Origin of the sequence: Cohnella sp. GbtcB17 (assembly GCF_019091135.1) — a bacterium.
In the GTDB taxonomy this organism is placed as follows: domain Bacteria; phylum Bacillota; class Bacilli; order Paenibacillales; family Paenibacillaceae; genus Cohnella.
In genome coordinates this window covers 1-24,342 of sequence record NZ_JAGXJW010000083.1, presented here as the reverse complement: position 1 = coordinate 24,342, position 24,342 = coordinate 1, and the positions used below count along the sequence as shown (strand labels likewise).

Sequence of the window (24,342 nt, the reverse complement as noted above, 5' to 3'; positions counted from 1 at the left end):
GATCGGGCAGGCGGTGCTCGCGAAGCGGATGGGCAAAAAGAAAATCATCGCCGAAACGGGCGCCGGCCAGCACGGCGTCGCTTCCGCGACGGTAGCTGCGCTGCTCGGCCTCGAATGCAAGGTGTTCATGGGCGAGGAGGACACGAAGCGCCAGGCGCTGAACGTCTTTCGCATGAAGCTGCTCGGCGCGGAAGTCGTGCCCGTCACCTCGGGCACCCGCACATTGAAGGGTGCCTGCAACGAGACGCTGCGCTACTGGGTCAGCCACGTCGACGATACGTACTACATTCTCGGTTCGGTCACGGGCCCGCATCCTTTCCCGATGAAGGTGCGGGACTCCCAGCGCGTCATCGGTCTCGAGACGAAGGACCAGATTCTCGAAGCGGAAGGTCGGCTGCCCGACGCCATCGTCGCCGCGGTCGGCGGCGGCAGCAACGCGATGGGCATTTTCCATCCGTTCGTGGGCGATTCCGGCGTTCGCCTGATCGGCGTCGAAGCGGCGGGACGGGGCGTCGACACGGACAAGCACGCAGCGACGATGACTAAGGGAACGCCGGGCGTTTTTCAAGGCTCTATGAGCTATGTCCTTCAGGACGAAGGCGGGCAGGTGCAGGAGGCGCATTCGATCTCGGCGGGGCTCGATTACCCGGGCATCGGACCCGAACATGCCTACCTGAAGGATATCAAGCGCGCGGAATACGTGCCGATCACGGACGCGGAGGCGCTCGACGCACTTCAACTGCTCTCCCGCAAGGAGGGCATTATCCCTGCGCTCGAGTCTGCGCATGCCGTCGCGCACACGCTGAAGCTGGCGCCGACGCTGCCGAAGGATCAGACGATCGTCATCAGCCTGTCCGGTCGCGGGGATAAGGACGTCGAGTCGATCATCGGATATTTGGGAGGAGATCTGCCATGAGTACGGCCACTGCTAATGCAATCGACGCCGTATTCGCGGAGCTTGCCGCGCGCGGCGAGACGGCGCTCATTCCCTTTTTGACGATGGGCGATCCCGACCTCGATACTTCGGTCAAGCTCATCGCCGCAGCCGAAGCGGCAGGCGCGCATATGATCGAGCTCGGCGTGCCGTATTCGGACCCGCTGGCCGACGGACCGGTCATCCAGCGCGCTTCCGAGCGGGCGCTGCGCCACCGGATCTCACTGACCGACTGCATCGGCGTCGCGTCCAAGGCGCGCGCCGCCGGCGTGCGGATGCCGTTCATCTTGTTCACTTACTTTAACCCTGCGCTGCAGCTCGGGCTCGAGCGGTTTTTCGCCTTGCTGCAGGAGCACGGCTTCAGCGGCGTCATCATTCCCGACCTGCCGCTCGAAGAGGACGCGGAGGTGCGCGGAATTGCGGAGCGGACGGGCGTCCACCTTATTCCACTCGTCGCACCGACGTCCGAAGCGCGCGTCGAGCGGATCGCTTCCAAGGCGAAGGGCTTCGTCTATTGCGTGTCCTCGCTTGGCGTGACCGGCGTGCGTGCCGATTTCCACGCGGGCATCGACCAATTTCTGGCGACGGTTCGCCGCGCGTCGAGCGTTCCGATCTGCGTAGGCTTCGGCATCTCCTCGCGCGAGCAGGCGGAGCGGTTTGCCGGCGTGGCCGACGGCGTTATCGTCGGCAGCGCGATCGTACGCCAGGTCGAGACGTCGCTGCCGCCGGAAGCGCTCGCGGATGCCGAGCGGACGAAGGCGGGACTGGCCGAAGTTCAGGCATTTATCGCGGACTTGAAGCCGCGCAAATCCGAGACGGCCTAACCGGGAGGCGAGCGGTCTTCCGCGGCTTGCCGGCAGCCCACAGCCACGGATATTACGCAAACAGCGCTCTGGTTTGACCTGCCTAGGTTTGCTTAAATGCTTTGCATCTGTACAGCGACATAGAGATATGTCACAATAGAGGCACGTTGTTCTTGGGACGGAGCGGACAATCGCTCCGTCCTTTATGATGAAGCCAGGGAGGAACCGATTTTATGCAGCCCAAACCGAATATCGTCGATTTGCCCGTCTATCAACCCGGCAAGCCGATTGAAGCAGTAAAGCGCGAGCTAGGCCTCGACGAGGTCATCAAGCTGGCTTCCAACGAAAATCCGTTCGGCAGCTCCCCGAAGGCTGTGGAGGCGATTCGCCGCGAGCTCGACCAAATCAGCATTTATCCCGATGGCGCGGCCGTCGAGCTGACGAACGCGATCGCGAAGCGCACGGGCGTTAACGCCGACCAGATCATTTTCGGGGCCGGCTCCGACGAAATTATACTGATGATCGCACGCGCCTATTTGCAGCCGGGCGACGAGACGGTAATGGCCGTCGAGACGTTCCCGCAGTACAAGCACAACGTGACGATCGAAAACGGCGTCAGCGTCGAAGTGCCTCTTAAGGACGGCAAGCACGACCTGCCGGCGATGCTGGCTAAAGTGAACGACAAGACGAAGATCGTCTGGATTTGCAATCCGAACAATCCGACGGGCACGATCGTCAGCGACGAGGAGCTCACCGCATTCCTCGACCAGGTGCCGGACCGCGTCCTTGTCGTGTTGGACGAGGCGTATTGCGAATACGTGGAGGATCCGTCCTATTCGGACGGCCTAGCGCTCCTGAAGCGCTATCCGAATCTGATTTTGCTGCGCACGTTTTCGAAGATTTACGGGCTGGCGTCGCTTCGCATCGGCTACGGCATCGGGGCCCCGAGCCTGATCCGTTCGATCAACCAGGTGCGCGAGCCGTTCAACACGTCCAGATTCGGCCAGGCGGCCGCGCTGGCGTCGTTGAACGACGACGAATTTTTAGACAAGTGCCGCACCGCCAACCGCGAGGGCCTCGCCTTTCTTCGCGGGGCGTTCGACAGGCTCGGGCTCGACTACTTCCCCGCGCACGGCAATTTCATTATGGTCGACGTGAAGCGTCCTTCTCTTGAAGTGTTCGAGGCGCTGCTCCGCAAGGGCGTCATCATCCGGGCCGGCCAGCGCGGCTATCCGACGCGCATCCGCATAACGGTAGGCAGCGCCGAGCAAAATGCGAAGGTCGCGGAAGCGCTTGAAGCCGTTTTGCAGGAAATCGGGGTGCGGGCGTAAGGTATGATCGAAGGCAAAGCCGTTCACGAAAAGTCGCAATCGATACCTAACGAAAAGCCATCGCTCCGGATCGCCATCTTCGGCGTCGGATTGATCGGCGGCTCGCTGGCGCTGTGCTGGAAGGGCAAGCCGGGGCTTACCGTCGTCGGCCATTCGGTGAACGCGGCATCGGTGGACAAGTATTTGGCGCTCGGCGTCGTCGACGAGGCGACGACGTCGATGGAAGAGGCGGCGGCCGGCGCGGACGTCATCGTCCTGTGCGTTCCGGTAGGCATGCTCGACGACTATTTGAAGCAACTGTCCGAGCTGCCGCTGAAGCCCGGATGCATCATCACGGACGTCGGTAGCACGAAGGCTTCCGTCGTGAACTACGCCGAGAGTCTGAAGCTCAGCGGCGCCGTGTTCATCGGCGGCCACCCGATGGCCGGTTCGGAGCGCTCCGGCGTCGAAGCCGCCACCCCGGACTTGTACGAAAATGCGTTCTACGTGCTGACGCCCTCGATGGGCACGCCGCCGGAGGCGATCGAACGGCTCGAGGAGCTGCTGCGCTGGACGCGCGCGAACATCGTCAAGATCGAGGCGGGCCTGCACGACGACATCGTCGGCGCGATCAGCCATCTGCCGCATATTATCGCGGTCGCGCTGGTCAACCAGATCGCGGGATACAACGAATCGAACGACTTGTACCGGCGTCTGGCCGCAGGCGGATTCCGCGATATCACACGAATCGCTTCCAGCGATCCGTACATATGGCGCGATATTTTGCTCGGCAACCGCGACGTGCTGCTGAAGCTGCTGGCCGACTGGCGCGGAGAGATCGCGGCGTTCGAACGGCTGCTCGAGGAGCGGGAAGGCGCGGGCATCGTCGAACGGTTCAGCGACGCCGGCCGATTCCGCGACAATTTGCCCGAGCGGCGCAAGGGCATGATCACTTCGCTGCACGAGTGCTACGTCGACGTGCCGGATCAGCCGGGCATCGTCGGCCGGATCGCGACGGAGCTCGGGCAGGCCCGCATCAACCTGAGCAACCTGCACATTATCGAGAGCAGGGAAGACGTGCCCGGCGTGCTGCGCCTGTCTTTCCGCCACGGCGAAGATCTCGAACGCGCGGTAGAGCTTCTCCGGACGCTTCAATACTCGGTTTATTTTTAAAATTTATCGACTACTCGTTCTGAACAAAACACAAGGCTGTTCTCGGTCGCTTGCGTCGACGAAGAACAGCCTTGTTTTTATTTTAGAATTCTGCTGGACAAGGCACTGGAGTAAATACCTTGTGGTGGCTTAACCTTCGAGCAGCGTCATTTGTTCTTTCATGTATCTAGTGCCTTGCGCAGCGTTCTTAGGACTCACATTTTCGATGCGCATAAGGTCTTCTTTCGAGAGGACGATATCCACAGCAGCGGCGTTTTCCTCCAAATACTTGATTCGTTTCGTACCTGGAATCGGCAGCGCTCCATTGGCGATCGTCCAGGCGATGGCTAGTTGAGAGGGCGAACAGTTTTTTTCTATCGCGATCTCCTTGATCTTATCGACGATCTCTACGTTCTTGCGGAAGTTCTCTCCCTGGAACCGAGGCATCCATCTGCGAAGATCGTCGGCAGCCAAATCCTCGAACGTAAGAAGCTCGCCGGAGATAAAGCCTCTGCTGAGCGGACTGTATGCAACATGCGTGATCCCAAGTTCACTTGCAACAGGCAGAATCTCATCTTCGATGTCACGGCTCCATAACGAATATTCGCTCTCCAACACGGAAATCGGATGGACGGCATGGGCCCGGCGAAGGGTGGAGGCAGAAGCTTCGGACAGTCCCAGTGCCCGGACTTTACCCGCTTTGACCAGATCGGCCATCGCCCCGACCGTCTCTTCGATCGGAACTTGAGGATCGACTCGATGCTGGTAATACAGATCGATATAATCTGTTTTTAAGCGGAGCAGGCTGGCTTCCACAGCCTTTTTCACGTATTCGGGACGGCCGCTGAGGCTTTCGTAATTGGGGGTATAAGCGAACTTGGTCGCAATAACGGCTTGCTCGCGACGGCCCTCGATTGCTTTTCCAAGCAGCTCTTCGTTGTGACCGTTCCCGTAAACGTCGGCTGTATCGAACATGGTGACGCCTAGATCCAAAGCGCGCTGGATCGTCTTTATCGAAAGTTCGTCGTTCGTCTCGCCATACATGCCCGGAGACATGCCCATAATGCCAAGACCGATCGCAGATAACGTAATGTCGCTATTGCCCAAAACTCTTTGTTTCATGCGTACATCCCTCATTCTCGTTTAGTTTGCTGGTTGTGTCGGTCTTCCATTTGATTCAGCAATCTGCTCTCGGATGGAAGCCTTCCTTCCTCAATTTCTTCGTAGATGGCAAGCTTGTTATTGACGGCATCAAGGGCTTCAGCCAGTTCGTTCTGACGTCGGAACAATTGTTCTTTATACTGATTTAAGATCGCTTTTCTTTGCGGAATGGTGGCATCGCCGTCTAATGCGAGGTTTACCATCTGCTTCAACAAGGAAATTTTCATACCTGTGGCTCGGAAACACGTCATTAATCGGATCCAGTCCAGATGATCCTGCTCGAACAGACGATTGCCGTGCCGATCTCGCTTAATGTAAGGAAGCAATCCCTCCTTCTCATAAAACCGAATGGTATGCGCCGGGCAACCAAGCCGTTCCGATGCCTCTTTGATCGTAAATGACATATCGACACTCTCCCCTTTTTTGAAAGGACGGCCAGGTCTAGCTAAGCTTAAGGCTTAAAGCACACTTTAAGGCAAGCGTAATTTTAATACAATCGTTTATAGAGACGACGGGGAGGAATCTGCGTGGAAGCTGTTAAGCTAACCGGTACATATACCGTAGATAATTGCGGCAGAAAGGAATTTTTCGGCACGTATTATTCATCCGAAATTTTAAGTGAAGGCAAGGACGGCCAAGCTCCGAAATTGGTTCAAAATCACGGAGCATCCGACGAAGAAATCCGGAATATGGAACGATGGTTGAAAACTTTAAGATACATCGTTCATGGGAGTGATATTTCTGTTGGCTGCACGGAAGAACAAATCGAAGATGCGGAAAGAAGGCTGGGTGTCTCATTGCCGGCCGAAATGCGCACATTTTATCTTGTTGCCGGCAACGATCCATCGCTGACGACCGACGGAAATGTGAAAAAGAAGGACCGTTACTTACCGCTTGACGAGCTCTATGTTTCGGACGGAAATATCGTCTATCGGATGAGAAAAAAAGAGCCCTTTGCGTTATCGACGGATAAGAGACAAATCATGTTCATGAACGATGAAGCGTGGTATTGGGAACCCCATATGGAGTCTTTCTGTGAAAACGTCATGATTACAGCAGCGATCTTTGCCATCGGTCATATGAAGCATTCCGCTAAAGGTCGATTAAAGGGCAAGTTGGTATCCTCGCTGCAAGCGAGAAAGCTCGCTGAACAACAGTTTAGCGATACATTCCGGGCATTGGACACGTATTTTCATCCGTTTTGCGCTCTTTTCTATAACGAAAGTGAACGCAGACTAGGCTGGTTCCGTTCAAACGGCATGATGGCGGACATTCTGATCGGGGCACAAACGAAGCAGGCGATCGAAGATTTTGGGGAAATGCACGGAAATATCAAATTCAAATATGCTGAATAAAAAATGAAAACGCTTATTGACAAATTGAAAACGGATACATATAATAAAAGTACAGTATGGTTTCTCTCCACTCCTATCCTAATCCTGAATGCTTCTTGCATTCGGCACCGCCCGTAGGGCGGTGTTTTTTTTATAGTTCAGGCTCGAAAACGCTACATAAGGCTAGATAAAAATCGAAGTGGGATCATCGATGAAAAGTAAACTGATTTCGGGTTTTTGCCCCGTTTTGGCCCGCATCGAACCATTATTGAGAAATTTTTAAGGCTAATTTAATTCTTTATAGAGACTTCCTATGATACAATGACGATATCTTATGTAAAAAACTGGGGATGCCATGATTCTTTTGGCTGCAATCGCAACTTTATGTCCGAATGCCGGTATAACGCTATACAGGCTGAAGACGCCCCCCGGAAGGTGGAGGTCGCGTTAAAATGATGACCGATTCTCAACTGATTCGGGAAATCAAGGAAGGCAACACGGAGCTGTATTCCGAGTTGATGGCCAAATATCAGAAGAAGATTTTATCTTTTATTTATCATATGCTGCGCGGTGCCAAGCTTGAGATGATGGCCGAGGATCTTTGCTCTGAAACTTTTTACAAAGCTTACCGGAGCCTGCATTCGTTTCGCGAGGTCGACGCTTCGTTTTCCACCTGGCTGTATACGATATCGCGCAATACGGTGCTGAGCGAGCTTCGCAAGCAAAAGGCGGCCCATTTGTCGCTGGACGACACGACCTATGTGCCGCTCGCGCCCTATGAGGCGGCGCCGGAGCAGACGCTGCTCCGCAACGAAAAAGTGGCGCTCGTGCGCGATGCGATCAACAACCTGCCGGAAAAACAGCGATCCGCGCTGGTACTCAGAGAGTACGAAGGGCTCGATTACCAGGAGATCGCAGGCATACTCGGGCAGACGGTCAGCGCGGTCAAGTCGCTGCTGTTTCGCGCGAGAGCCAGCGTCAAGATCCAACTGGAAAAATATTTTCACGAGCCCGAGCCGGCCCTGATGAAGGTTTACGAGGAGTTGAAGTCAAGATGACCCTGACGTGCGGACACGTTCAGCAGCAGATGGAAGCGTATTGGGATCTCGAAGAGGGCGATCCGCAGCGGCGCGAGGTTGACGCACACGTGGCGGGCTGCCCGGCGTGCGCGGCCGAGTTCCGATGGTGGGAGGAAAGTGCGGCGCTCATACGCGAGGTCGCGCTCGAGGAGTCCGAATCGGTTCCCGTGCAGGCGGCCCAGGCGGTTAACGACAGCGTCATGAGCCGCATATATACGGAGGACGGCTGGCTGCTGCCGCCCGCGCGCAGGGCTTATGTGTTCACGGGGCCGTTCCGCCGAAGGGTCGTCACGATCGTCGCTTGCCTGCTGGCGTTATGCGGCAGCGGCATTTTGCTCACGCTGTACGATCGTATGCATGCGGACCGCGCGGAGCCGGCCAGCATCATGGATGCGGCAGGATCTGGCGATATGCACGGCGCACTGCAGATTGACATGCCTGTGTCCCGCATGAGCGACCCGTTCGTGCTGAATTCGTCGCCGACGATGCCTGGCTATTGGATCATGCTGTCGGTGCTCGGTATTTTAGCGGCATTGCTTATCGTAAACTGGTATTCGAGGTTGAAAAGGATATGAGCGGCAGAATGAAACTGGGTTTGGTCAGGCACGGCGTCACCGCATGGAATGTGGCAGGCCGGATTCAAGGCGCGACGGACATTCCGCTTAGCGCGGAGGGCGAACGGCAGGCGCTGCTGCTGGCGGACAGGCTGCGCCGGGAGCCGGCGACCTGGGACGGCATCGTCAGCAGCGATCTCATGCGCGCGAAGCGAACGGCGGAACTGATCGCGGAACGGCTCGCGCTGCCGCTTGTCGGCGATGCCTTGCTGCGCGAACGCAGCTTCGGCGAAGCGGAAGGCACGACCGAGGACGAGCGGGTGGCCCGTTGGGGGGCCGATTGGCGGGGACGGGTTCCCGGTCAGGAATCGGATGAGCAAGTGAGAGCGCGAGGACTTGCTTTTGTGGAGTCTTTTACCTCGAGCCGTCCGGGCGAGAGCTGGCTGGTCGTGACGCACGGCAGCTTTTTGGCCCAGCTGCTGCACGCCCTCGACAGCGGTGTGGACGACAGCCGGATCGCCAATTTATCACTGACGATACTGGAGCGCGAGGCGGGCGCCTGGGTGCCCACGCTTCACAATTGTACGGCGCATCTCGCTTGAAGCGGGCCCTCATAGAATTTCGAATGAAGCCGACCGGCCGACCCCGGTCGGTTTTTTGCGCCGATCGGAAAGTATAAGGTGAAGACAAACCGCAGGATTCTCTTGCAAACCACACTCTCGCGGCAGGTGGGAAGTCAGCGGGTTGGTGCAATTGAGATCGGCGAGTGGCGGTTGATTGCAAATGAGGCGGGGTGAGCGGACGCATGGGGCGGGCGTTAATGCCTTTATGCACCTATCTGCACCTTTATGACCACCGCAAGGGTGGAGATAGCGCTCGTTTGCGCTTATCAGTAACGTACAAACCGCCGCAAGTGTGGAGATAGTGCCCATTTGCGCTCATCAGTACCATCCAGACCGCAGCAGAGGTGGAGATAACGCCCATTTGCGCTTATCGGCGTGGAGTTAAACGGTTTTTCCGTGTAACTCAGCTCTTGGGCGGCGATTTTACGCAAATTACGCGGTTTTTCCATGTAACTCGGCTCCTGGGTGGCGGTTCGAAGCAAGTTGTGTGGTTTTTCCGTGCAACTTCGCTCACGCCCATCACTCTAGCAGAAGTTTTACGACTCATCCGTCCGTTCGTCACGCGTCCATGCGTGGCTTATTTGTCGTGCGCGGCCTCAGCCCGGTTTACGTTTAAATGCGCGCCAACGCGACGATACTGCTCCTATCAGCGGTTTTTAGGAGGAATCCCGATGAATCTGGCGGACATGCTCAGCTATGCGGACATCTCGCAATTGTCCGGCATCGCGGAAGTCTATCAATGCGAGTGCAGCAGCCATTCCAAAAACGAGCTGATTCAATCGATCTTAAGCGCCGTGCAGCGGCGCGAAGTGCTGGCGCGGCGCGTCGAGGAGATGAGTGTCGGCGATCTCCGTTTTTTGAACTCCCTGCTTTTCGAAAAGCGGGCGGCCTACAGTCTCGAGGATTTGACGGCAAGAGCCGCGCTGGCGGCGGACCTTGCGCCTGCCCAGGGAGGCGACGCCAGGCAGCAGACGGAGGGCGGCGCATCTAAATCAAATGGTGCCGCCGCCGTCAAAGCCGCCAGCTCAAAACGAACGGGAGCGGGCGGCCGGAAAAAGGCCAAGCAGCAGGATGAGCCGGCAAGCCCGGCCGACGAGCGCAGAAGCGCGATCGCGCGGTTCAAGCGCTACGGCTGGCTGTTCGGCGGCATCACGCAGCAGACGCGGTATTTGTTCCATGTGCCGGAGGACGTGAAAAAAAGGCTGAGCGACGCGATTGAAGAGCGGTTTCGCGGCGGTGTCGTCTTTCGCGACGAGCCCCCCGCATACCGCGACGAGCGGGGGATGATGGCCGGCGATCTCGAGCGGATGCTCAAGTTCGTCAGAGATCACGACATGCCGCTCACCGCAGAAGGCTACCTTTATAAGCGGCAGCTGCAGCAGCTGCTAGACACGTTCTCGGTGATGGAGCAGGCGCCGGCGAAGACCGCTTTCCGCTTCGGGTACGGCAGGCGGTTCAAGGAATACCCGGAACGCTTCTCTTTGCTCTACGACTACGCCTACTATTCCGGGCTGCTGCTCGAAGAGGAAGGCGAACTCAAGATCTCGGACAGTGGCAAGGAGATGGCGGACGGAAAGGCGTCCTGCGATCCGGCGGAATTGTACCGGTTCTGGCTGCGGCTCTATAAGCTTCCGGTGCCGAATTTGCAGGCGCTGACGCAATGGGTTATGAGGCTGTCCAGACATTCGTGGGTCACCGTCGCTTCGCTCGGTTCCACACTGCTTCCGCTCGTGAAGCCCTATTATTACGATTCGGAAAAGAGCGTGTTCGAGCAGCGCACGCTGGCGATGATGCTTCATCTGGGGCTGCTTAGGCTCGGAGAGACGGCGGAGAGCGAGGCGGTCGTGACGATGACGCCGCAGGGCGTCGTGCTCGTGGCCGGGAGCGACATCCGGTTCGAGGACGCGCTGCCTTGGTCGTACGGCGCCGTGTGACCGCGGCAAAGCTGCCGGAGAGGAACCTAAGCGATCGGTCGGGAGCGGAGCATCGATTCTTTTCAAAGCAGCGTTAATCACCATGCGGCAAAGACCGCAAATTACGCGGGAGGCATCGCGATTCGCCGATTGCCTCGCGAAGGATCAGGAGGGCAACCCATGGACATTAGAATCGCATACGAGACGATGCTCGGCCTCGCGGCCGAGATGACGCTTGACGAGGCGCTGCGAAAATTCCGCAAGGAGCAGCTGTACGGCGAAATCGACCACGCGCTCGAAGAAGGAGATTCCGAATCGTTCCTGCGGTTGACCGAAGAGCTGAAGGCCATTTTGCATTAGGACAGCCGCTTGGCAATCAGGCAGGCTCGCCCGCGCCGCGGGACGAGTCTGTTTTTGCTTGACCCGGGATCCGGGTAAAAAATGGCTTGCAAGCGCGCGCGAATCGGGTAGGATAGAGGGAGCATACGGAAAGGATGGTAGTCGAAACGATGAGATTCAGCGAGTTTGACGAAAGCAATTGGGGCGACCTGCAGCCATACCTGGACACGGCGCTGCTGCCCGTGACGGGCTTGCTCGGCGGCGAATCGCCGCCGGCAGCGGCCGAGCTCGTCGGCTCGGCGGGCGACTGGCTCGCGCCGATCGAATCGGCGTTCAAGGGCAGGACGGTCACCTATCCGGCCCATCATTACATAGGACCCGGCGACGAAGCGTCGCTCGACGCGCTCTGCAGCCGGATCAAGACGGGGGGCTTCAAATTCGTCGTCGTCGTGTCGGGCAGGCCCGGCTGGGACGAGACGTGCGTACCTTCGGCCGATCTGTTCGCGAATCCGGCGACCGATGACGACGCGCCCGATCCGGAGGCGCTGCGGCGGCTCGTGTCGGACATGTGGAAGCGTTCGGCGAAGGCTTGACGGGGGAGAGCTCCGCGGTCTGTATAGGATCGATGGAACGGGGCATAACAAAAGCAGGTTCGCCCTCGGTTAAATGTGACAAAATGACAACATTTTAGTTCGCGCAATTCCGAGATGTGTCCAAATCGGGAACGGGTATTCTTGACGCTCTTTGACACGTGGGATATTATAGGTATGTCCTTGTGAACAAAAGGTGAAAGTCCGTATCGGACGCGATTTTGGTGGGCAAAGGGGGTAGAAAAAATGGACCACAACAAGCAGCACGAAACCTCGCATAAGCCGATCAAGCGCAACGAAATGACAAGACGTCAATTTCTATCTTATACGCTCGGCGGTGCCACTGCATTCATGGCGGGCGGCGCGATCATCCCGATGCTGCGCTTCGCTGTAGACCCGCTTTTGCAGAAGAAGGCTGAGACCGCTTTCGTCAAGGCGATCGAGGAGAAGGACGTGACCAAGGAGCCGAAGAGCATCGACTTCAAGGTTCACCAGGTCGACGGGTGGTACGAGAGCGACCCGAAGCTCCAAGCTTTCGTAGCGAAGGACGACAGCGGCAAGATTTTTGCGTTGTCCCCGGTGTGCAAGCACTTGGGCTGTACGATCAGCTGGAGCGGCGAAGAAGCGCCGAACCAGTATCACTGCCCTTGCCACGGTGCAAGATATACGAAAGACGGCAAAAATCTCAAGGTGGCGCCGAAGCCGCTTGACGAATACCAAGTCAAGGTCGAGAACGGCTGGGTATATCTCGGACCGCTGGAATCGAACACACGGGTATAGAAGGAGGGCGTCTCGTCCATGTTTAAAGGCATGTATAACTGGATTGACGAACGTCTCGACGTTACGCCGATGTGGAGAGATATCGCGGACCACGAAGTGCCTGAGCACGTTAACCCGGCTCACCATTTCTCCGCGTTCGTATATTGCTTCGGCGGACTGACGTTCTTTATTACCGTCATCCAGATCCTTTCGGGGATGTTTCTTACGATGTACTACGTGCCGGATATTATCAACGCTTACTACAGCGTCGACTATCTGCAGCACCAAGTCGCCTTCGGCGTAATCGTCCGGGGCATGCACCACTGGGGCGCGAGCCTCGTTATCGTTATGATGTTCCTACATACGCTTCGGGTCTTCTTTACCGGCTCCTACAAGGCGCCTCGCGAGATGAACTGGATCGTGGGAATGCTCATTTTCTTCGTCATGCTGGGACTCGGCTTCACCGGTTACCTGCTTCCGTGGGACAACAAAGCATACTTTGCAACCAAGGTAGGCATGGAGATTGCGGGTTCGGTCCCGTGGATCGGCGGATATATCAAGGAGTTGCTGGCCGGCGGCACGATCGTCGGCGCGCAGACGCTGACTCGATTCTTCGCGATTCACGTGTTTTTCCTGCCCGGCGTGCTGCTCACGCTGCTTGCCGCACACTTCTTCATGATTCGCAAACAGGGCATCTCCGGGCCGCTGTAAGAGAGAGGAGTGGCAAGCATTGGCACATGGTAAAGGCAATTCTAACGAGAAGGTCGTTTACGTAGGCGACTCGCGCATTCGCAAGCCGCATCCGGACAAGCCGGCTCCGCCGGACTACACGGCTTTCCCCGGCAAGTCCGAAGCGTTTATTCCGAACTTCCTGCTGAAGGAATGGATGGCCGGCGTCGTCGTCCTCGTTGGGTTTCTGACGCTGACGATCGCGGAGCCCGCTCCGCTCGGCTACCCTGCGAACCCGCTTAACGGCGCGTTTATCCCGATGCCGGACTGGTACTTCCTGTTCATCTATCAGCTGCTTAAGTATCCGTATACGTCCGAGAACTACATTGTGCTCGGTACGATCGGGATCCCGGCGATTATGTTCGGCGCCCTGTTCCTCGCTCCGTTCCTCGATACGGGCAAGGAACGCCGCTTCTATCGGCGGCCGATCGCATCTGCGCTTATGTTCGTCACGTTGATCGCCAGCGTATACCTGACTTGGGTATCGTGGCATCACTATACGAAGGAGCTCGAAGCGAGCGGCACGATCCCCGAGCATATCGAGCGGGAGATGAAGTCCGAGGAGCAAATTGCCGAAGGCAAGGGCCGCTTCATCTACGGCAAGGAAAAGATACCGGCGCTCGTCGCGCCCGAGGACGAAGCATTCTCGGTCACGATGAAGGCGCAATGTATCGCTTGCCACGGCACCGAGCTTCAAGGGCAGGTCGGTCCGATGCTGGCGGGGATTGGCGACACGCTGAACCACGACCAGATCAAAGAGATCGTCACCAACGGCAAGGGCGACGGCATGCCGGCCTTCAAAGGCACGCTGTCCGACGAAGAGATCGACAAAGTCGCGACTTGGCTGGCGAAGCAGAAGGCCGCCGCGGAATAAGACATACGATCAAAGGGCCTGACCGGACGGTCAGGCCCTTTCCATATCTTTCAGATGGCTGAGGTGCTTGGATGGATCCGAACGTTTTGCTGTCGCGCCGTTTTTTGACGCAAAATCGGTTGATGACGCTGCTCATGATTTTTTACGTATTCGGGACGATTTACGGTTATTACTGGTACAAAGATCAGCTGGTCGAGACGGTGCGGACCCATCCCGCCTGGCAGCTTCCTTTCGTGCCCGACAGCCCGACGGCATCGTTATTTTTTACGATTGCGGCATTATGGCTATGGCTGTCGCCTTTTGGAGCGGGTCAAAGCAAATTCGCACGTGGCGCGAGAGGCGTCATCGAGGCGCTGGCGGTCGTCACTTCCATTAAATACGGCGTTTGGGCGACGGTCATTATTTTTGCGAGCGCGGCCTACGGCAGCCCGATCGTATGGCAGGACTGGATGCTGATCGTTTCGCATCTGTCGATGGCGGTATGCGCCGTCTTGTACGGCCGTTTTTTCCTGTACGGTATGATCGCGGTAGGGGTAGCGGCCGTATGGACGCTGCTTAACGACATCGTCGATTACAGCTTCGGCGTCTACCCGAGCCTGCCGCAGTCGCTCGACGACCGTCTGATCGGCGTCGCGATCTTCACGTTCGCGCTGACCGCGTTCAGCGTCGGCCTGGCCGCGATCGTATCGCTGGCGAATCGGCGCGCAAGTCGCGTGGGCGCGGTTCGAAGCGAGGTCTAAAGCTGGACATCCCCTCATAGTTTGTAATGGAGGGATGTCCATGTCGACGATCGGTGTACGCATACGGATGTCGCGCCGCGTGCTAGCGGCTGCGGTATTGATCCTGTGGCTGGAAGCCTGGCTGGGCGGTCAGGCCGCCGCCGCGGCGGACGCGCCGTCCGCTCGGGATCCGGTCGATGCGTTCCGCCTGGCGGCGGAAAGTCTCTATAGATCCGTGAGCGACGGCGACCCGCTCGTCGTGCTGCGCAACGTGACGCGGGCCGAAGAGGCGTTAAAGGCGGTACCGCCCGAGCGCTGGCCCGCGCCGGAGAGCTCGGCTGCGCTGGCTGCGGCCATGGACCGGATGCGGCGAGCGGTGAGCGCGTTATCTCCGGACGCGGATGAAGTGTATGCGGCTTCGGCCTCGCTGAGGCTGGCGGCGGATGCGGTGTCCCCGAAGGGACAAGGGTTGTGGCTGGAATATCGAAGATTGATGCGGGAAGATATAGCGGCGCTGCGGACCGCGATCTCGCGCGCGGATGGCAGCGAGGGTCAAGAGGCGGAGCGGCTTCAATCGTTAAATGGACATTACGGTCTAATTCGGGCCGCAGCCGTCGCTGCGGGAAGAGCGGAGCAAGCCGAACGCGCCGATGCCGTCATTCGTTATGCGGACAGGGTCTTCTCGGCCGCCTCGCCGAATCCGTCGCTGACGAAGGATCTCGCGCCTCGGATCGGCGCGGCGGTGGAAGATCTATTCCCGCCGGCAGCCGAAGCTCCTGCATCGGTGCCTCCGGCGACGGTGCCGCCAGCCGGCTTCTTCTCGGCGATCGGCGCCTTTATCCTGACGGCGCTGACGTATTCGGGCTGGCGCAAATACCGCGGAGAGCAGCGGAGAAAATAAAAGCCTATTCCTCTCGGAAGCCTTCGCCCAGCACGTCGTGCACGTCGGCAATGACGATAAAAGCCTGTCTGTCGTGCTGACGGACGAGGCTTTTTAGTTTGCGCACTTCGAAGCGGCTGACGACGCAGTAGACGGCCATCCGGGCCTCGCCCGAATAAGCGCCTACCGCGTTCAGGAGCGTGACGCCGCGCTCGAGCTCGCTCGTGATTTGCGCGGCCAGCTTCTCGGGATCCCGGCACAAGATCGTAAAAGCCTTGGCCGCGTATGCGCCTTCCTGCACGAAGTCGATGACGCGGGCCGAGATAAAAACGCTGACCAGCGTATAGAGCACCTTTTCCTTCGGGATGAAGATCAGTGAAGTGCCGAGGATGACGACATCCATGAGCAAAATGAACTGGCCCATGCTGATCCCGCCACGCCGGTTCGCGATTCGCGCGATAATGTCGACGCCGCCCGTCGTGCCCCCGGCATAGAAGACGAGCCCGAGTCCCGCGCCCAGCGTGACGCCCGCATAGAGCACGACAAGAATAAAGTCCTGCTGCGTCGTAAACGGCGTCAGCCAGCCCCGATCGACCATCGCTTGCCAGAGCCAAAGAAAGACGGACAAGGAGACCGTGCCGCCGAACGTATAGATCATCGCCCGGAAGCCGAGCTTGCGCCAGCCGAGCCAGAATAGAGGCAGGTTGAGAACGAGCGTGGTGACCGAGGCCGGCAGGCCCGCCGCATAGAGCAGCAGGATGCCGACGCCGGTCACGCCGCCTTCCATCAGCCGATTCGGCACGATAAAATAAACGATACCGAATCCGTAAAGCGCGGTGCCGAGCAGCAAAATGCTCCACGTACGGACCGATGTCCACAGCTTTTGCCGAGTCATGCGCAAAACCTCCATGCCGAAATTCATTTGATTTTTGCAGACATCTTACGCTAACATAAGAAGAAACCGATGGAAAGGACCGTACACGTGGCCGAATCCCAAATCGCGGACCTTGTTCTCGCCGAGCGATACCTGTCCGACATACAGCGAGATGTCGACGCCTATATTTCACAGTTCAAGGAAGGTTACTTCTCTCCGCTCGCCATGCTGGCCAGATTAACCGAAGAAGCGGGCGAGCTGGCGCGGGAAGTTAATCACAAATACGGCGAGAAGCCGAAAAAGGCGGACGAGGCCGACAATTCCATCGAGATGGAGCTTGGCGACGTCCTGTTCATCGTCCTGTGCTTCGCCAACCGGGAAGGGATCGATCTGACCCGAGCGATCGAACGCGTCCTTCATAAGTTCGGCACGCGCGACGCCGACAGATGGACGAAGAAGCACACGGATACCCCGTAGATACATATGCTGTATCATCCCCAATTCGAGGAGGATGGTACATGTGACGGACGGGGAAAATTGCTTGCGCCGCGCTTACGAAGCCATCCTGGCCTCGGACTTCGAAGCTGCGGTCGTTTGGTTCCGACAGGCGATCGAGCTGGAGCCGGACAATGCCTCCTACTATTATAAGGGCTCCATCAGTCTCGCGAGGAGCGGAAAGCTCGACTTGGCGCTCCAATATGCGCGAACCGCCGTAAGACTTGCGCCGAAGGAAGCAGACTACCGCCTGCATCTCAGGCTGGTCGAAGGGCGCCAGCTCGCCCGGCAGGCCAAGGCGCTGCTGGCGAAGCCGCAGCCCGAACCGGACACGGCGATCGAGCTGCTGCAGGAGGCGGTCGAGCTCGATCCGCTCGACGCGGGCGCGTATTTGCTGCTCGGCATCGCCTGCAGGCTTGCGGGCGAATACGACCGGGCGATCGAAGCGCTCCGGACCGCCAACGAGATGAATCCGATGCTGCTCGAAGCGGGCAGGCTGCTCCGCGAGACGAAGCTGGAGCGCGCAAGACGCTGGCGGCTCATTTATACCCACTATACTAGACGAAGGAACAGGTGATCGCGGATGTCGCAGCAAATCAAAGTGGCCGTAGCCGGCGCAGCGGGAAGAATGGGGCGCGAAGTTGTGAAGACGGTGCTGGAGGACCCGGCGCTGACGCTTGTGGCCGCCATCGGCCGTTCCGCGTCCGGCGAGGATGCGGGGCGGCTCGTCGGGCTGCCCGAAGCGGGCGTCGCGTTGACCGACGATCTGGAGCGGGCGCTTCGCGACAGCCGTCCCGACGTGCTCGTCGATTTTACGAATCCGAAGTCGGCGATGCCCAATACGATGACGGCGGTCAACCTTGGCGTCAGGCCGGTCGTCGGGACGACCGGGTTCACGCAGGAGCAGATGGACGAGATCGACCGCGAGTGCCGCAAGCGCGGCATCGGCTGCCTGATCGCGCCGAACTTTTCGATCGGCGCCCTGCTCATGATGAAGTTCGCCGCCGAAGCGGCCAAGTATATGCCGCACGACGAGATCATCGAGTACCACGGCGACCAAAAACTGGACGCGCCTTCCGGCACCTCGATCAAGACCGCCGAGCGGATCGCCGAGACGCGGCGCGAGCTGCGCCAGGGCAACCCGAACGAGGAGGAAATCATCGAGGGGGCGCGCGGCGGTTATTTCGGCGGCTTCCGGATACATAGCGTGCGGCTTCCGGGCGTATTCGCCCAGCAGGAGGTCATCTTCGGCGGTCACGGCCAGACGCTCAAGATCCGGCACGACAGCTACGATCGTGCGGGCTACATGCCCGGCGTGGCGACCGCCGTCAAAAAAATCGTCGACGTAACCGGATTGGTTTACGGCTTCGAGCATTTGCTCGACTGATCAAAGGGACGCACTATACTTAATATCCCGCTCCCGGGAGAGGAGACGCGGTTCAACGATGCTGAATATCGCACTGATCGCACACGATCGCAAAAAAGAAGAGATGGTGAACTTCGCCATCGCCTACGAGCACGTATTCAAGCCTCACAAGCTGTATGCAACCGGCACGACGGGCGCTCGCATCATGGAAAATACATCGCTGCAAGTACACCGGTTCGCGTCCGGTCCGCTCGGCGGCGACCAGCAGATCGGCGCCATGGTCGCGACCAACGAAATGGACTTCATTATCTTTCTTCGGGATCCGCTCATGGCCCAGCCACACGAGCCGGACATCATTGCGCTGCTGCGTCTGTCCGACGTGCAGGGCATCCCGGTAGCGACCAACGTCGCGACGGCGGAGCTGTTGGTCAAATGCTTGGAGCGCGGGGATTTCGCGTGGCGGGAGCTCGTCCACAAGTATAAGCCCGGGATCGACGAATGAGCGACGCCGTGCAGCTTGACTTGCTCGTATTCGCGGCGCATCCGGACGACGCCGAGATCGGGATGGGCGGTACGATCGCCAAGGCAACGCGTGCGGGACGCCGCGTCGGCCTGTACGATTTGACCTTCGCCGAGATGTCGTCCAACGGCGATCCGAAGACGCGCCAGCGGGAGGCCGCCAGGGCGAGCGAGCTGTTGGGACTTGCCGTTAGGGGCAATCTCGGTCTGCCCGACCGCGGGCTGAAGGCGGGCTCCGAGCAGGTGGACAAGCTGGTCGAGGTCATTCGCCGGCATCGTCCGCGCATCGTGTTCGCGCCGTACTTCGAGGACAGGCATCCGGACCATACGGCATGCAGCCGGCTTGCCGAAGAAGCGGTATTCAATGCGAAGCTGCGTCGCTATCGGCCCGAATGGGACGCCTGGACGCCGGATGCTTTTTGTTACTATTTCATCAACGATATGCATACGCCCCAGCTGGTCGTCGATATTACGGAGTGCCAGGCGGTCAAAATGGATGCGCTGTCCGCTTACCGTTCTCAATTCGCTCCGATGGAGGAGACGAAGGACTGGGTGCCTACGCCGCTTACGGCGGGCTATCTGGACAATGTAGCCGCGCGAGACCGGCTGTTCGGCGCGCCTCATCGCGTCGCCTACGCCGAAGGCTTCATTTCCAAAGGGCCAATGAAGCTGGAAGGGTTTTAATCAAGCTTGAACAGGGCCATCGAACGCAACACGGCCGCTCACCCTCTGGAAGAAGGGATACGCATTGAACAGACCGCTTAAGATCGGCATTACTTGCTATCCTTCGCTCGGCGGCTCCGGCGTCGTGGCCACCGAGCTCGGCAAGCTGCTCGCCGAGAAGGGACACGAGATTCATTTTATAACGCAGAGCATGCCTTTTCGGTTAGGCAAGTTCCAGCGCAATATTTATTATCATGAGGTGGAAGTGTCGGACTATTACGTGTTCCGATACCCGCCGTACGATCTGTCGCTCGCGAGCAAAATGCACCAGGTCGCGAAGCTGCAGGAGCTCGATCTGCTGCACGTCCACTACGCGGTGCCGCATGCGATTTGTGCCTTTCTGGCTAAGCAAATGTCCGGCGGCAAGCTGAAGATCGTCACGACCCTGCACGGGACGGACATCACGGTGCTCGCGCAGGACGAGACGCTCAAGGACATTATCCGGCTCGGCATCGGAGAGAGCGACGCGGTCACGGCCGTCAGCCGCGACCTCATTCGCGAGACGCAGGAGCTGCTCGATATTCGTACGCCGATCGAATTGACGTACAACTTCGTGGACAAACGCGTCTATTATCCGCGCGAAGTATCGGACATGCGCAAAGATTTCGCGGAGCCTCACGAAAAGGTGCTCATGCACATTTCCAACTTCCGGCCGGTGAAGCGAACATCGGATGTGGTCGATATTTTTGCGAAGGTCAACGCGGAGGTGCCCGCCAAGCTGCTCCTCGTCGGCGAAGGTCCGGATCTGCCGAAGATTCAGTCGAAAATCAGGTCGATGGGGCTCGAGCACCGCGTCCATTACCTGGGCAAGCAGGACGACGTCGCCGAGGTGCTGTCGCTGGCCGATCTCGTGCTGCTTCCGTCCGAAAAGGAAAGCTTCGGTCTCGTCGCGCTCGAAGCGATGGCCTGCGGCGTACCGACAATCGGCTCGACCGCAGGCGGCATTCCCGAGCTCGTCGTCAGCGGGCAGACCGGGTATCTCGCCCCGATCGGCCATACGTCCGAGATGGCGGCGCACGCCGTTCGGCTGCTCTCGGACGAAGCGCTGTACGCGCAGTTCAGGGAAGCCTGCCTGATGCGCGCGCGAACCGAATTTTGCAACGACCTGATTACTGCGCAGTACGAACGAATTTATTATAATGTGCTGGGCATGCCCGCTCCGATAACCGAACCCGTCTGCGAACGCCGCTGACCGGCGCCGGCGTCGCTCGGATGGCAAGTTGCTCCGGCCGGTTAAGGGGATGCGGCGGGCATGATGAGCTACGAAGGGGCGCAGTGGGAAGCGGGACTTGAAGTGCTGCATGCTTTAAGCGAAGCCGGCGGCGAAGCGTATTTCGTCGGCGGCTGCGTCCACGACGCCCTGCTCGGGATCGAAGCGAGCGATATCGACATCGCGACCTCGGCCGATCCCGGTCAGGTGCTGCGTTTGTTCCCGGACACGCTGCCGACGGGTTTGAAGCACGGCACGGTGACGGTTCGCCGTTCCGGCTTTTTTTTTGAAGTGACGACGTTTCGCCAGGAGGCCGAGTACAGCGACGGACGGCGCCCGGACGACGTGTTTTTCGTACGGGACGTCCGCGAAGATCTGGCTAGGCGCGATTTTACGATCAATGCGATGGCCGCGGGCGCCGACGGGGCGATCGTCGATCCGTTCGGCGGCATGGACGACCTGCAAGCGCGCAGGCTGCGCGCGGTCGGGGAGCCGGCACGCCGGTTCGACGAGGACGCGCTGCGCATCGTCCGCTGCGTGCGCTTTGCGGCGCGATACGGCTTCGCCGTCGACGCGCCGACCTGGGCGGGCGTGCTCGCATGCCGGGACAAGCTTCGGCTCGTGGCGATGGAGCGCATCGGCGCGGAGCTGGACAAGATGATGTCGGCCGGCGATCCGGGACGCGCCTTCGGGCTGCTGCTTGCGGCTTCGCTGCCGGCGCGGTTTAAGCTGCCGCTGCCCGGGGCATGGCTCGCTCGCCTCGGACGAATCGCGGCGCCGTCGGCCGACGCCGCGGACGCCTTGATCGAGGCGGCAGGCTCGGCGCGGTCGGGGCTTTCGCGGTATTTGCCCGAACGCGCGGATGCCGATCTGCGCTGGGCGGCGCTGTTTCTCGCAGGCGCGGCTGCGGCCGAGGAAGCGGAGGAAGCGATGAAGCAGCTTCACTTGGCGGGGAGAAGAGTCAAGCGGATCGGCGACATCGTTCGCCTGCATCAAAGCTTGTCCATCCCATCCGGTCGGGAAGCGTGGCGCACAAACTGGACGATCGGCGTGCTGGACCGGGGGCTAGAGGCCGCTGCGGATTGGCAGCAGCTGTTCGGTGCGCAGCGGATGCGCGAGGCGTTCGAGGTGCCGGACGAGCTCCAAGCGGCCGCGGGCGAGTGGACGGCGGCGATGCCAGCGGTTCGGGCCGCGGATCTGGCGATAAAGGGCGACGAGCTGTGTGCCGCGGCGAACAAGCCGCCAGGCCCCTGGATCGCGATCGCACTGCGGCGGCTGCTCGAGCAGGTCGCGATGGGGACGCTGAATAACGATAAAGAAACGCTGCGAATAGCTTTTTTAAAGGAACTGCGAGAGCGTTAAAGAGCTTGTCAAATCGGCGCGATTAATATCGAGCTATCATTAGCTCAGGCAGGAAGGGTGAGCGGCCATGGAACAATCGCAGCTGTTGACGCTGCTTGAAGACAAGCGGGACGCATTCGTGTCGGGCGAGGAAATCAGCCGGCTGCTGGGCGTGAGCCGGACCGCCGTCTGGAAGCAAATCCGCCGGCTCGAAGCCGAAGGGTTCGCGATCGAAGCCGTGCCGCGCAAAGGCTATCGTTTGATCGGCAGGCCTTCCCGCATCAATGCCGTGGAGCTTCAGAGCAAGCTCGGGACGGCGGCGTTCGGCAGGCATTTGCATATTCGCGAGGTCGTATCCTCTACGCAGGACGTGCTGCGCGAGCTCGCGGAGGGCGGCGCGCCTGAAGGGACGCTCGTCATCGCCGAGCGCCAGGACAACGGCCGGGGCCGCATGGGCCGCTCATGGGTGTCGCCGCCGGGACGCGGCGTGTCGATGAGCCTGCTGCTGCGCCCCGACGTGCCGTTGCAGCTGGCGCCGCAGCTGACGCTGCTCGCGGCGGTCGCTCTGTGCCGGAGCCTAAGCCGCGAGACCGGCCTGCGGATCGGGATCAAATGGCCGAACGATCTGCTCGTTGACGGCCGCAAGATCAGCGGTATTCTGCTGGAGTCCGCGACCGAGGACGAGCGCTTGCGGTACGTCGCCGTCGGCCTGGGCATCGCGGTGAACCTGGACGCCGAGGACTATCCGGAGGAGCTGCTCGCGCGCGCGGTGTCTCTCCAAATGGCGGCCGGCCGGGCGTTCGACCGCGCCGCGCTGATCGCCGCCGTGCTGCTCGAATTCGAGCAGCTGTACGCCGTCTACAAGGAACAAGGCTTCGAACCGATCCGCATTCTATGGGAGACGTATTCGGTCACGTTGAACCGAACCGTATCCTTGAAAGCCGGCAAAGGCTTTTTCGAAGGCGTGCCGCTGGGCCTGGACGACAGCGGAGGGCTTCGCGTCGAGCTGCCGGAAGGCGGCGTCCGCACGATCTATTCGGCGGAGATCGGCGACGCAGCGCCGCTGCCGAACGTCAAAGGCTAGAACGGCCGCATAAGTCGCCGCAGGGTCGAACCGGGCCGTTTACGACCGAAGCCCGCTCTGCTATAATATAGCTCTCGGGCGGTATCATGACGAACCGCACTGAGAGACATGCTAACCAATGACGAGCTTTGCCGAAAAGAACCGAATACCCGTGATGATTCGCGGCGGATTCTGCTCTGAGCCCAAGGGACCGAGACAGAAGGACGTGAAGCGTTCCTGCTGAATGGACACCTTCTTTGCTCATGGGCAAACGAAGGTTTTTTTGCGCGCTCGGATGGCTGGCCGCCCACAGAAGGGAGCCCGAATTTATGAGTCAACCGTTAACGCCGCCAAAATTGAAATCGATGAAAGCCCAAGGTTCGCCGATCGCCATGGTGACCGCTTATGATTACCCTTCCGCAAGATTGGCCGAGGAGGCCGGCGTAGACGTCCTTCTCGTCGGAGATTCGCTCGGCAACGTCGTGCTCGGCTACGAGACGACCGTGCCGGTCACGCTTGAGGATATGATTTACCATACGAGAGCCGTCGTTCGTGGCGCTCCCCATACGATGATCGTGACGGACATGCCGTTCGCGACGTACCGCGGGAGCAAGGAGCAGACGCTTCGCAACGCCGCTCGGCTCATGCAGGAAGGCGGCGCCCATGCGGTGAAGCTCGAAGGCGGCGCAGAGCTGGCCGACGAGATCGCGCTGCTCGTGTCCGCGGGCATTCCCGTCATCGGACACCTCGGGCTCACGCCCCAATCGGTACTGCAGATCGGGGGCTACAAGGTGCAGGGCCGCGTCGAGGCCGTAGCCGCGCGTCTGCTGGCTGACGCGAAGGCGCTCGAGCAGGCCGGCGCAGCGGCCGTCGTGCCCGAGCTGGTCGTCGAGCCCGCGGCTGCGGCGGTATCGCGCGCGCTGTCGATTCCGACGGTCGGGATCGGCGCCGGGCGCGGCTGCGTCCGCAGCACCCGCATTCGGGGCTGTGCAAGCTTC

The 24,342-nt window shown here is 59.5% G+C and carries 29 protein-coding genes; 25 read left to right on the top strand and 4 right to left on the bottom strand.

The window, feature by feature from the left end; genetic code table 11:
• From trpB to KVT38_RS30525, 4 genes are all read left to right on the top strand, one after another.
• Positions 1–916 (top strand): tryptophan synthase subunit beta (gene trpB, locus KVT38_RS30540; protein WP_217597532.1); only part of this gene is annotated, 916 nt, incomplete at its 5' end.
• Complete coding sequence (gene trpA, locus KVT38_RS30535) at positions 913–1,758, top strand: tryptophan synthase subunit alpha (RefSeq protein WP_217597531.1); 846 nt, start codon at positions 913–915, stop codon at positions 1,756–1,758. The genes trpB and trpA, both read left to right, overlap by 4 nt.
• Before the next feature lie 212 nt (positions 1,759–1,970).
• Positions 1,971–3,068 (top strand): histidinol-phosphate transaminase, encoded by a 1,098-nt coding sequence (gene hisC, locus KVT38_RS30530; RefSeq protein WP_217597530.1) that lies wholly within the window; start codon positions 1,971–1,973, stop codon positions 3,066–3,068.
• Between the two features lie 3 nt (positions 3,069–3,071).
• The gene (locus KVT38_RS30525) at positions 3,072–4,220 is read left to right on the top strand and encodes a prephenate dehydrogenase (RefSeq protein WP_217597529.1); all 1,149 of its coding nucleotides are present in this window, start codon (positions 3,072–3,074) and stop codon (positions 4,218–4,220) included.
• 129 nt (positions 4,221–4,349) lie between these two features.
• Here the strand turns inward: KVT38_RS30525 and KVT38_RS30520 are convergent, their stop codons facing one another.
• Together KVT38_RS30520 and KVT38_RS30515 are read right to left on the bottom strand one after the other, a co-directional pair.
• Entirely contained in the window at positions 4,350–5,321 is a 972-nt protein-coding gene (locus KVT38_RS30520) for an aldo/keto reductase (protein ID WP_217597528.1), read from the bottom strand.
• A gap of 11 nt (positions 5,322–5,332) precedes the next feature.
• Positions 5,333–5,764 carry a MerR family transcriptional regulator gene (locus KVT38_RS30515; protein ID WP_217597527.1) on the bottom strand — a complete coding sequence of 144 codons (432 nt, stop codon included), beginning with the start codon at positions 5,762–5,764 and terminating at the stop codon, positions 5,333–5,335.
• A gap of 123 nt (positions 5,765–5,887) precedes the next feature.
• Between KVT38_RS30515 and KVT38_RS30510 the strand changes: the two genes are divergently transcribed.
• The 4 genes from KVT38_RS30510 to KVT38_RS30495 all read left to right on the top strand — a co-directional run bounded on the left by KVT38_RS30510 (position 5,888) and on the right by KVT38_RS30495 (position 8,929).
• Entirely contained in the window at positions 5,888–6,715 is an 828-nt protein-coding gene (locus KVT38_RS30510; RefSeq protein ID WP_217597526.1) for an SMI1/KNR4 family protein, read from the top strand.
• Between the two features lie 434 nt (positions 6,716–7,149).
• Positions 7,150–7,752, top strand: coding sequence for an RNA polymerase sigma factor (locus KVT38_RS30505; protein WP_217597533.1), 603 nt, complete (start codon positions 7,150–7,152; stop codon positions 7,750–7,752).
• Entirely contained in the window at positions 7,749–8,348 is a 600-nt protein-coding gene (locus KVT38_RS30500) for an anti-sigma factor family protein (protein WP_217597525.1), read from the top strand. Before KVT38_RS30505 ends, KVT38_RS30500 begins: the two co-directional genes overlap by 4 nt.
• Positions 8,349–8,356: 8 nt before the next feature.
• Complete coding sequence (locus KVT38_RS30495) at positions 8,357–8,929, top strand: histidine phosphatase family protein (protein ID WP_217597524.1); 573 nt, start codon at positions 8,357–8,359, stop codon at positions 8,927–8,929.
• A 287-nt stretch (positions 8,930–9,216) separates the two neighbouring features.
• Here the strand turns inward: KVT38_RS30495 and KVT38_RS30490 are convergent, their stop codons facing one another.
• Complete coding sequence (locus KVT38_RS30490) at positions 9,217–9,399, bottom strand: hypothetical protein (RefSeq protein WP_217597523.1); 183 nt, start codon at positions 9,397–9,399, stop codon at positions 9,217–9,219.
• Positions 9,400–9,621: 222 nt separating this feature from the next.
• Between KVT38_RS30490 and KVT38_RS30485 the strand changes: the two genes are divergently transcribed.
• The 8 genes from KVT38_RS30485 to KVT38_RS30450 all read left to right on the top strand — a co-directional run bounded on the left by KVT38_RS30485 (position 9,622) and on the right by KVT38_RS30450 (position 15,774).
• A complete protein-coding gene (locus KVT38_RS30485; protein ID WP_217597522.1) occupies positions 9,622–10,884 on the top strand; it encodes a hypothetical protein in 1,263 nt (420 codons plus the stop codon).
• Between the two features lie 159 nt (positions 10,885–11,043).
• Positions 11,044–11,223 (top strand): IDEAL domain-containing protein, encoded by a 180-nt coding sequence (locus KVT38_RS30480; protein WP_217597521.1) that lies wholly within the window; start codon positions 11,044–11,046, stop codon positions 11,221–11,223.
• A 134-nt stretch (positions 11,224–11,357) separates the two neighbouring features.
• Positions 11,358–11,795: a DUF2487 family protein gene (locus KVT38_RS30475; protein ID WP_217597520.1), complete on the top strand. Its 438-nt coding sequence runs from the start codon at positions 11,358–11,360 to the stop codon at positions 11,793–11,795.
• Positions 11,796–12,038: 243 nt separating this feature from the next.
• Positions 12,039–12,572 carry a Rieske (2Fe-2S) protein gene (locus KVT38_RS30470; protein WP_217597519.1) on the top strand — a complete coding sequence of 178 codons (534 nt, stop codon included), beginning with the start codon at positions 12,039–12,041 and terminating at the stop codon, positions 12,570–12,572.
• An 18-nt stretch (positions 12,573–12,590) separates the two neighbouring features.
• A complete protein-coding gene (gene qcrB, locus KVT38_RS30465) occupies positions 12,591–13,262 on the top strand; it encodes a menaquinol-cytochrome c reductase cytochrome b subunit (RefSeq protein ID WP_217597518.1) in 672 nt (223 codons plus the stop codon).
• Between the two features lie 19 nt (positions 13,263–13,281).
• Positions 13,282–14,154: a menaquinol-cytochrome c reductase cytochrome b/c subunit gene (locus tag KVT38_RS30460; RefSeq protein ID WP_217597517.1), complete on the top strand. Its 873-nt coding sequence runs from the start codon at positions 13,282–13,284 to the stop codon at positions 14,152–14,154.
• 71 nt (positions 14,155–14,225) lie between these two features.
• Positions 14,226–14,894, top strand: coding sequence for a DUF1405 domain-containing protein (locus KVT38_RS30455; RefSeq protein ID WP_217597516.1), 669 nt, complete (start codon positions 14,226–14,228; stop codon positions 14,892–14,894).
• Positions 14,895–14,934: 40 nt separating this feature from the next.
• Positions 14,935–15,774: a sporulation protein YpjB gene (locus KVT38_RS30450; protein WP_217597515.1), complete on the top strand. Its 840-nt coding sequence runs from the start codon at positions 14,935–14,937 to the stop codon at positions 15,772–15,774.
• A 4-nt stretch (positions 15,775–15,778) separates the two neighbouring features.
• Here KVT38_RS30450 and KVT38_RS30445 read toward each other — a convergent pair whose 3' ends face one another.
• On the bottom strand, positions 15,779–16,648 hold the full coding sequence (locus KVT38_RS30445; protein ID WP_217597514.1) for a YitT family protein: 870 nt from the start codon (positions 16,646–16,648) through the stop codon (positions 15,779–15,781).
• 69 nt (positions 16,649–16,717) lie between these two features.
• Here KVT38_RS30445 and KVT38_RS30440 point away from each other — a divergent pair, with 69 nt between their 5' ends.
• From KVT38_RS30440 to panB, 9 genes are all read left to right on the top strand, one after another.
• Complete coding sequence (locus KVT38_RS30440; RefSeq protein ID WP_217597513.1) at positions 16,718–17,104, top strand: nucleotide pyrophosphohydrolase; 387 nt, start codon at positions 16,718–16,720, stop codon at positions 17,102–17,104.
• Positions 17,105–17,147: 43 nt separating this feature from the next.
• Positions 17,148–17,699 carry a tetratricopeptide repeat protein gene (locus KVT38_RS30435; RefSeq protein WP_217597512.1) on the top strand — a complete coding sequence of 184 codons (552 nt, stop codon included), beginning with the start codon at positions 17,148–17,150 and terminating at the stop codon, positions 17,697–17,699.
• Positions 17,700–17,705: 6 nt separating this feature from the next.
• A complete protein-coding gene (gene dapB / locus KVT38_RS30430; protein WP_217597511.1) occupies positions 17,706–18,509 on the top strand; it encodes a 4-hydroxy-tetrahydrodipicolinate reductase in 804 nt (267 codons plus the stop codon).
• 58 nt (positions 18,510–18,567) lie between these two features.
• Entirely contained in the window at positions 18,568–18,990 is a 423-nt protein-coding gene (locus tag KVT38_RS30425) for a methylglyoxal synthase (protein WP_217597510.1), read from the top strand.
• Positions 18,987–19,691 (top strand): bacillithiol biosynthesis deacetylase BshB1, encoded by a 705-nt coding sequence (gene bshB1 / locus KVT38_RS30420; protein ID WP_217597509.1) that lies wholly within the window; start codon positions 18,987–18,989, stop codon positions 19,689–19,691. The genes KVT38_RS30425 and bshB1 overlap by 4 nt, the downstream gene beginning before the upstream one ends.
• Before the next feature lie 64 nt (positions 19,692–19,755).
• Positions 19,756–20,922 carry an N-acetyl-alpha-D-glucosaminyl L-malate synthase BshA gene (gene bshA / locus KVT38_RS30415; protein WP_217597508.1) on the top strand — a complete coding sequence of 389 codons (1,167 nt, stop codon included), beginning with the start codon at positions 19,756–19,758 and terminating at the stop codon, positions 20,920–20,922.
• Between the two features lie 60 nt (positions 20,923–20,982).
• Positions 20,983–22,302, top strand: a complete 1,320-nt coding sequence (locus KVT38_RS30410; protein ID WP_217597507.1) for a CCA tRNA nucleotidyltransferase — start codon at positions 20,983–20,985, stop codon at positions 22,300–22,302.
• 67 nt (positions 22,303–22,369) lie between these two features.
• Complete coding sequence (locus KVT38_RS30405; protein ID WP_217597506.1) at positions 22,370–23,365, top strand: biotin--[acetyl-CoA-carboxylase] ligase; 996 nt, start codon at positions 22,370–22,372, stop codon at positions 23,363–23,365.
• Between the two features lie 308 nt (positions 23,366–23,673).
• On the top strand, positions 23,674–24,342 hold a 669-nt coding region (gene panB, locus KVT38_RS30400), incomplete at its 3' end, for a 3-methyl-2-oxobutanoate hydroxymethyltransferase (RefSeq protein ID WP_217597505.1).

Bases quoted from the DNA above. Each gene is read 5' to 3' on its own strand.
- trpA (WP_217597531.1), top strand. From the start codon at position 913: ATGAGTACGGCCACTGCTAATGCAATCGACGCCGTATTCGCGGAGCTT.
- hisC (WP_217597530.1), top strand. From the start codon at position 1,971: ATGCAGCCCAAACCGAATATCGTCGATTTGCCCGTCTATCAACCCGGC.
- KVT38_RS30525 (WP_217597529.1), top strand. From the start codon at position 3,072: ATGATCGAAGGCAAAGCCGTTCACGAAAAGTCGCAATCGATACCTAAC.
- KVT38_RS30520 (WP_217597528.1), bottom strand. From the start codon at position 5,321: ATGAAACAAAGAGTTTTGGGCAATAGCGACATTACGTTATCTGCGATC.
- KVT38_RS30515 (WP_217597527.1), bottom strand. From the start codon at position 5,764: ATGTCATTTACGATCAAAGAGGCATCGGAACGGCTTGGTTGCCCGGCG.
- KVT38_RS30505 (WP_217597533.1), top strand. From the start codon at position 7,150: ATGACCGATTCTCAACTGATTCGGGAAATCAAGGAAGGCAACACGGAG.
- KVT38_RS30500 (WP_217597525.1), top strand. From the start codon at position 7,749: ATGACCCTGACGTGCGGACACGTTCAGCAGCAGATGGAAGCGTATTGG.
- KVT38_RS30495 (WP_217597524.1), top strand. From the start codon at position 8,357: ATGAAACTGGGTTTGGTCAGGCACGGCGTCACCGCATGGAATGTGGCA.
- KVT38_RS30490 (WP_217597523.1), bottom strand. From the start codon at position 9,399: ATGGAAAAACCGCGTAATTTGCGTAAAATCGCCGCCCAAGAGCTGAGT.
- KVT38_RS30485 (WP_217597522.1), top strand. From the start codon at position 9,622: ATGAATCTGGCGGACATGCTCAGCTATGCGGACATCTCGCAATTGTCC.
- KVT38_RS30480 (WP_217597521.1), top strand. From the start codon at position 11,044: ATGGACATTAGAATCGCATACGAGACGATGCTCGGCCTCGCGGCCGAG.
- KVT38_RS30475 (WP_217597520.1), top strand. From the start codon at position 11,358: ATGGTAGTCGAAACGATGAGATTCAGCGAGTTTGACGAAAGCAATTGG.
- KVT38_RS30470 (WP_217597519.1), top strand. From the start codon at position 12,039: ATGGACCACAACAAGCAGCACGAAACCTCGCATAAGCCGATCAAGCGC.
- qcrB (WP_217597518.1), top strand. From the start codon at position 12,591: ATGTTTAAAGGCATGTATAACTGGATTGACGAACGTCTCGACGTTACG.
- KVT38_RS30455 (WP_217597516.1), top strand. From the start codon at position 14,226: ATGGATCCGAACGTTTTGCTGTCGCGCCGTTTTTTGACGCAAAATCGG.
- KVT38_RS30450 (WP_217597515.1), top strand. From the start codon at position 14,935: ATGTCGACGATCGGTGTACGCATACGGATGTCGCGCCGCGTGCTAGCG.
- KVT38_RS30445 (WP_217597514.1), bottom strand. From the start codon at position 16,648: ATGACTCGGCAAAAGCTGTGGACATCGGTCCGTACGTGGAGCATTTTG.
- KVT38_RS30440 (WP_217597513.1), top strand. From the start codon at position 16,718: ATGGAAAGGACCGTACACGTGGCCGAATCCCAAATCGCGGACCTTGTT.
- dapB (WP_217597511.1), top strand. From the start codon at position 17,706: ATGTCGCAGCAAATCAAAGTGGCCGTAGCCGGCGCAGCGGGAAGAATG.
- KVT38_RS30425 (WP_217597510.1), top strand. From the start codon at position 18,568: ATGCTGAATATCGCACTGATCGCACACGATCGCAAAAAAGAAGAGATG.
- bshB1 (WP_217597509.1), top strand. From the start codon at position 18,987: ATGAGCGACGCCGTGCAGCTTGACTTGCTCGTATTCGCGGCGCATCCG.
- KVT38_RS30410 (WP_217597507.1), top strand. From the start codon at position 20,983: ATGATGAGCTACGAAGGGGCGCAGTGGGAAGCGGGACTTGAAGTGCTG.
- KVT38_RS30405 (WP_217597506.1), top strand. From the start codon at position 22,370: ATGGAACAATCGCAGCTGTTGACGCTGCTTGAAGACAAGCGGGACGCA.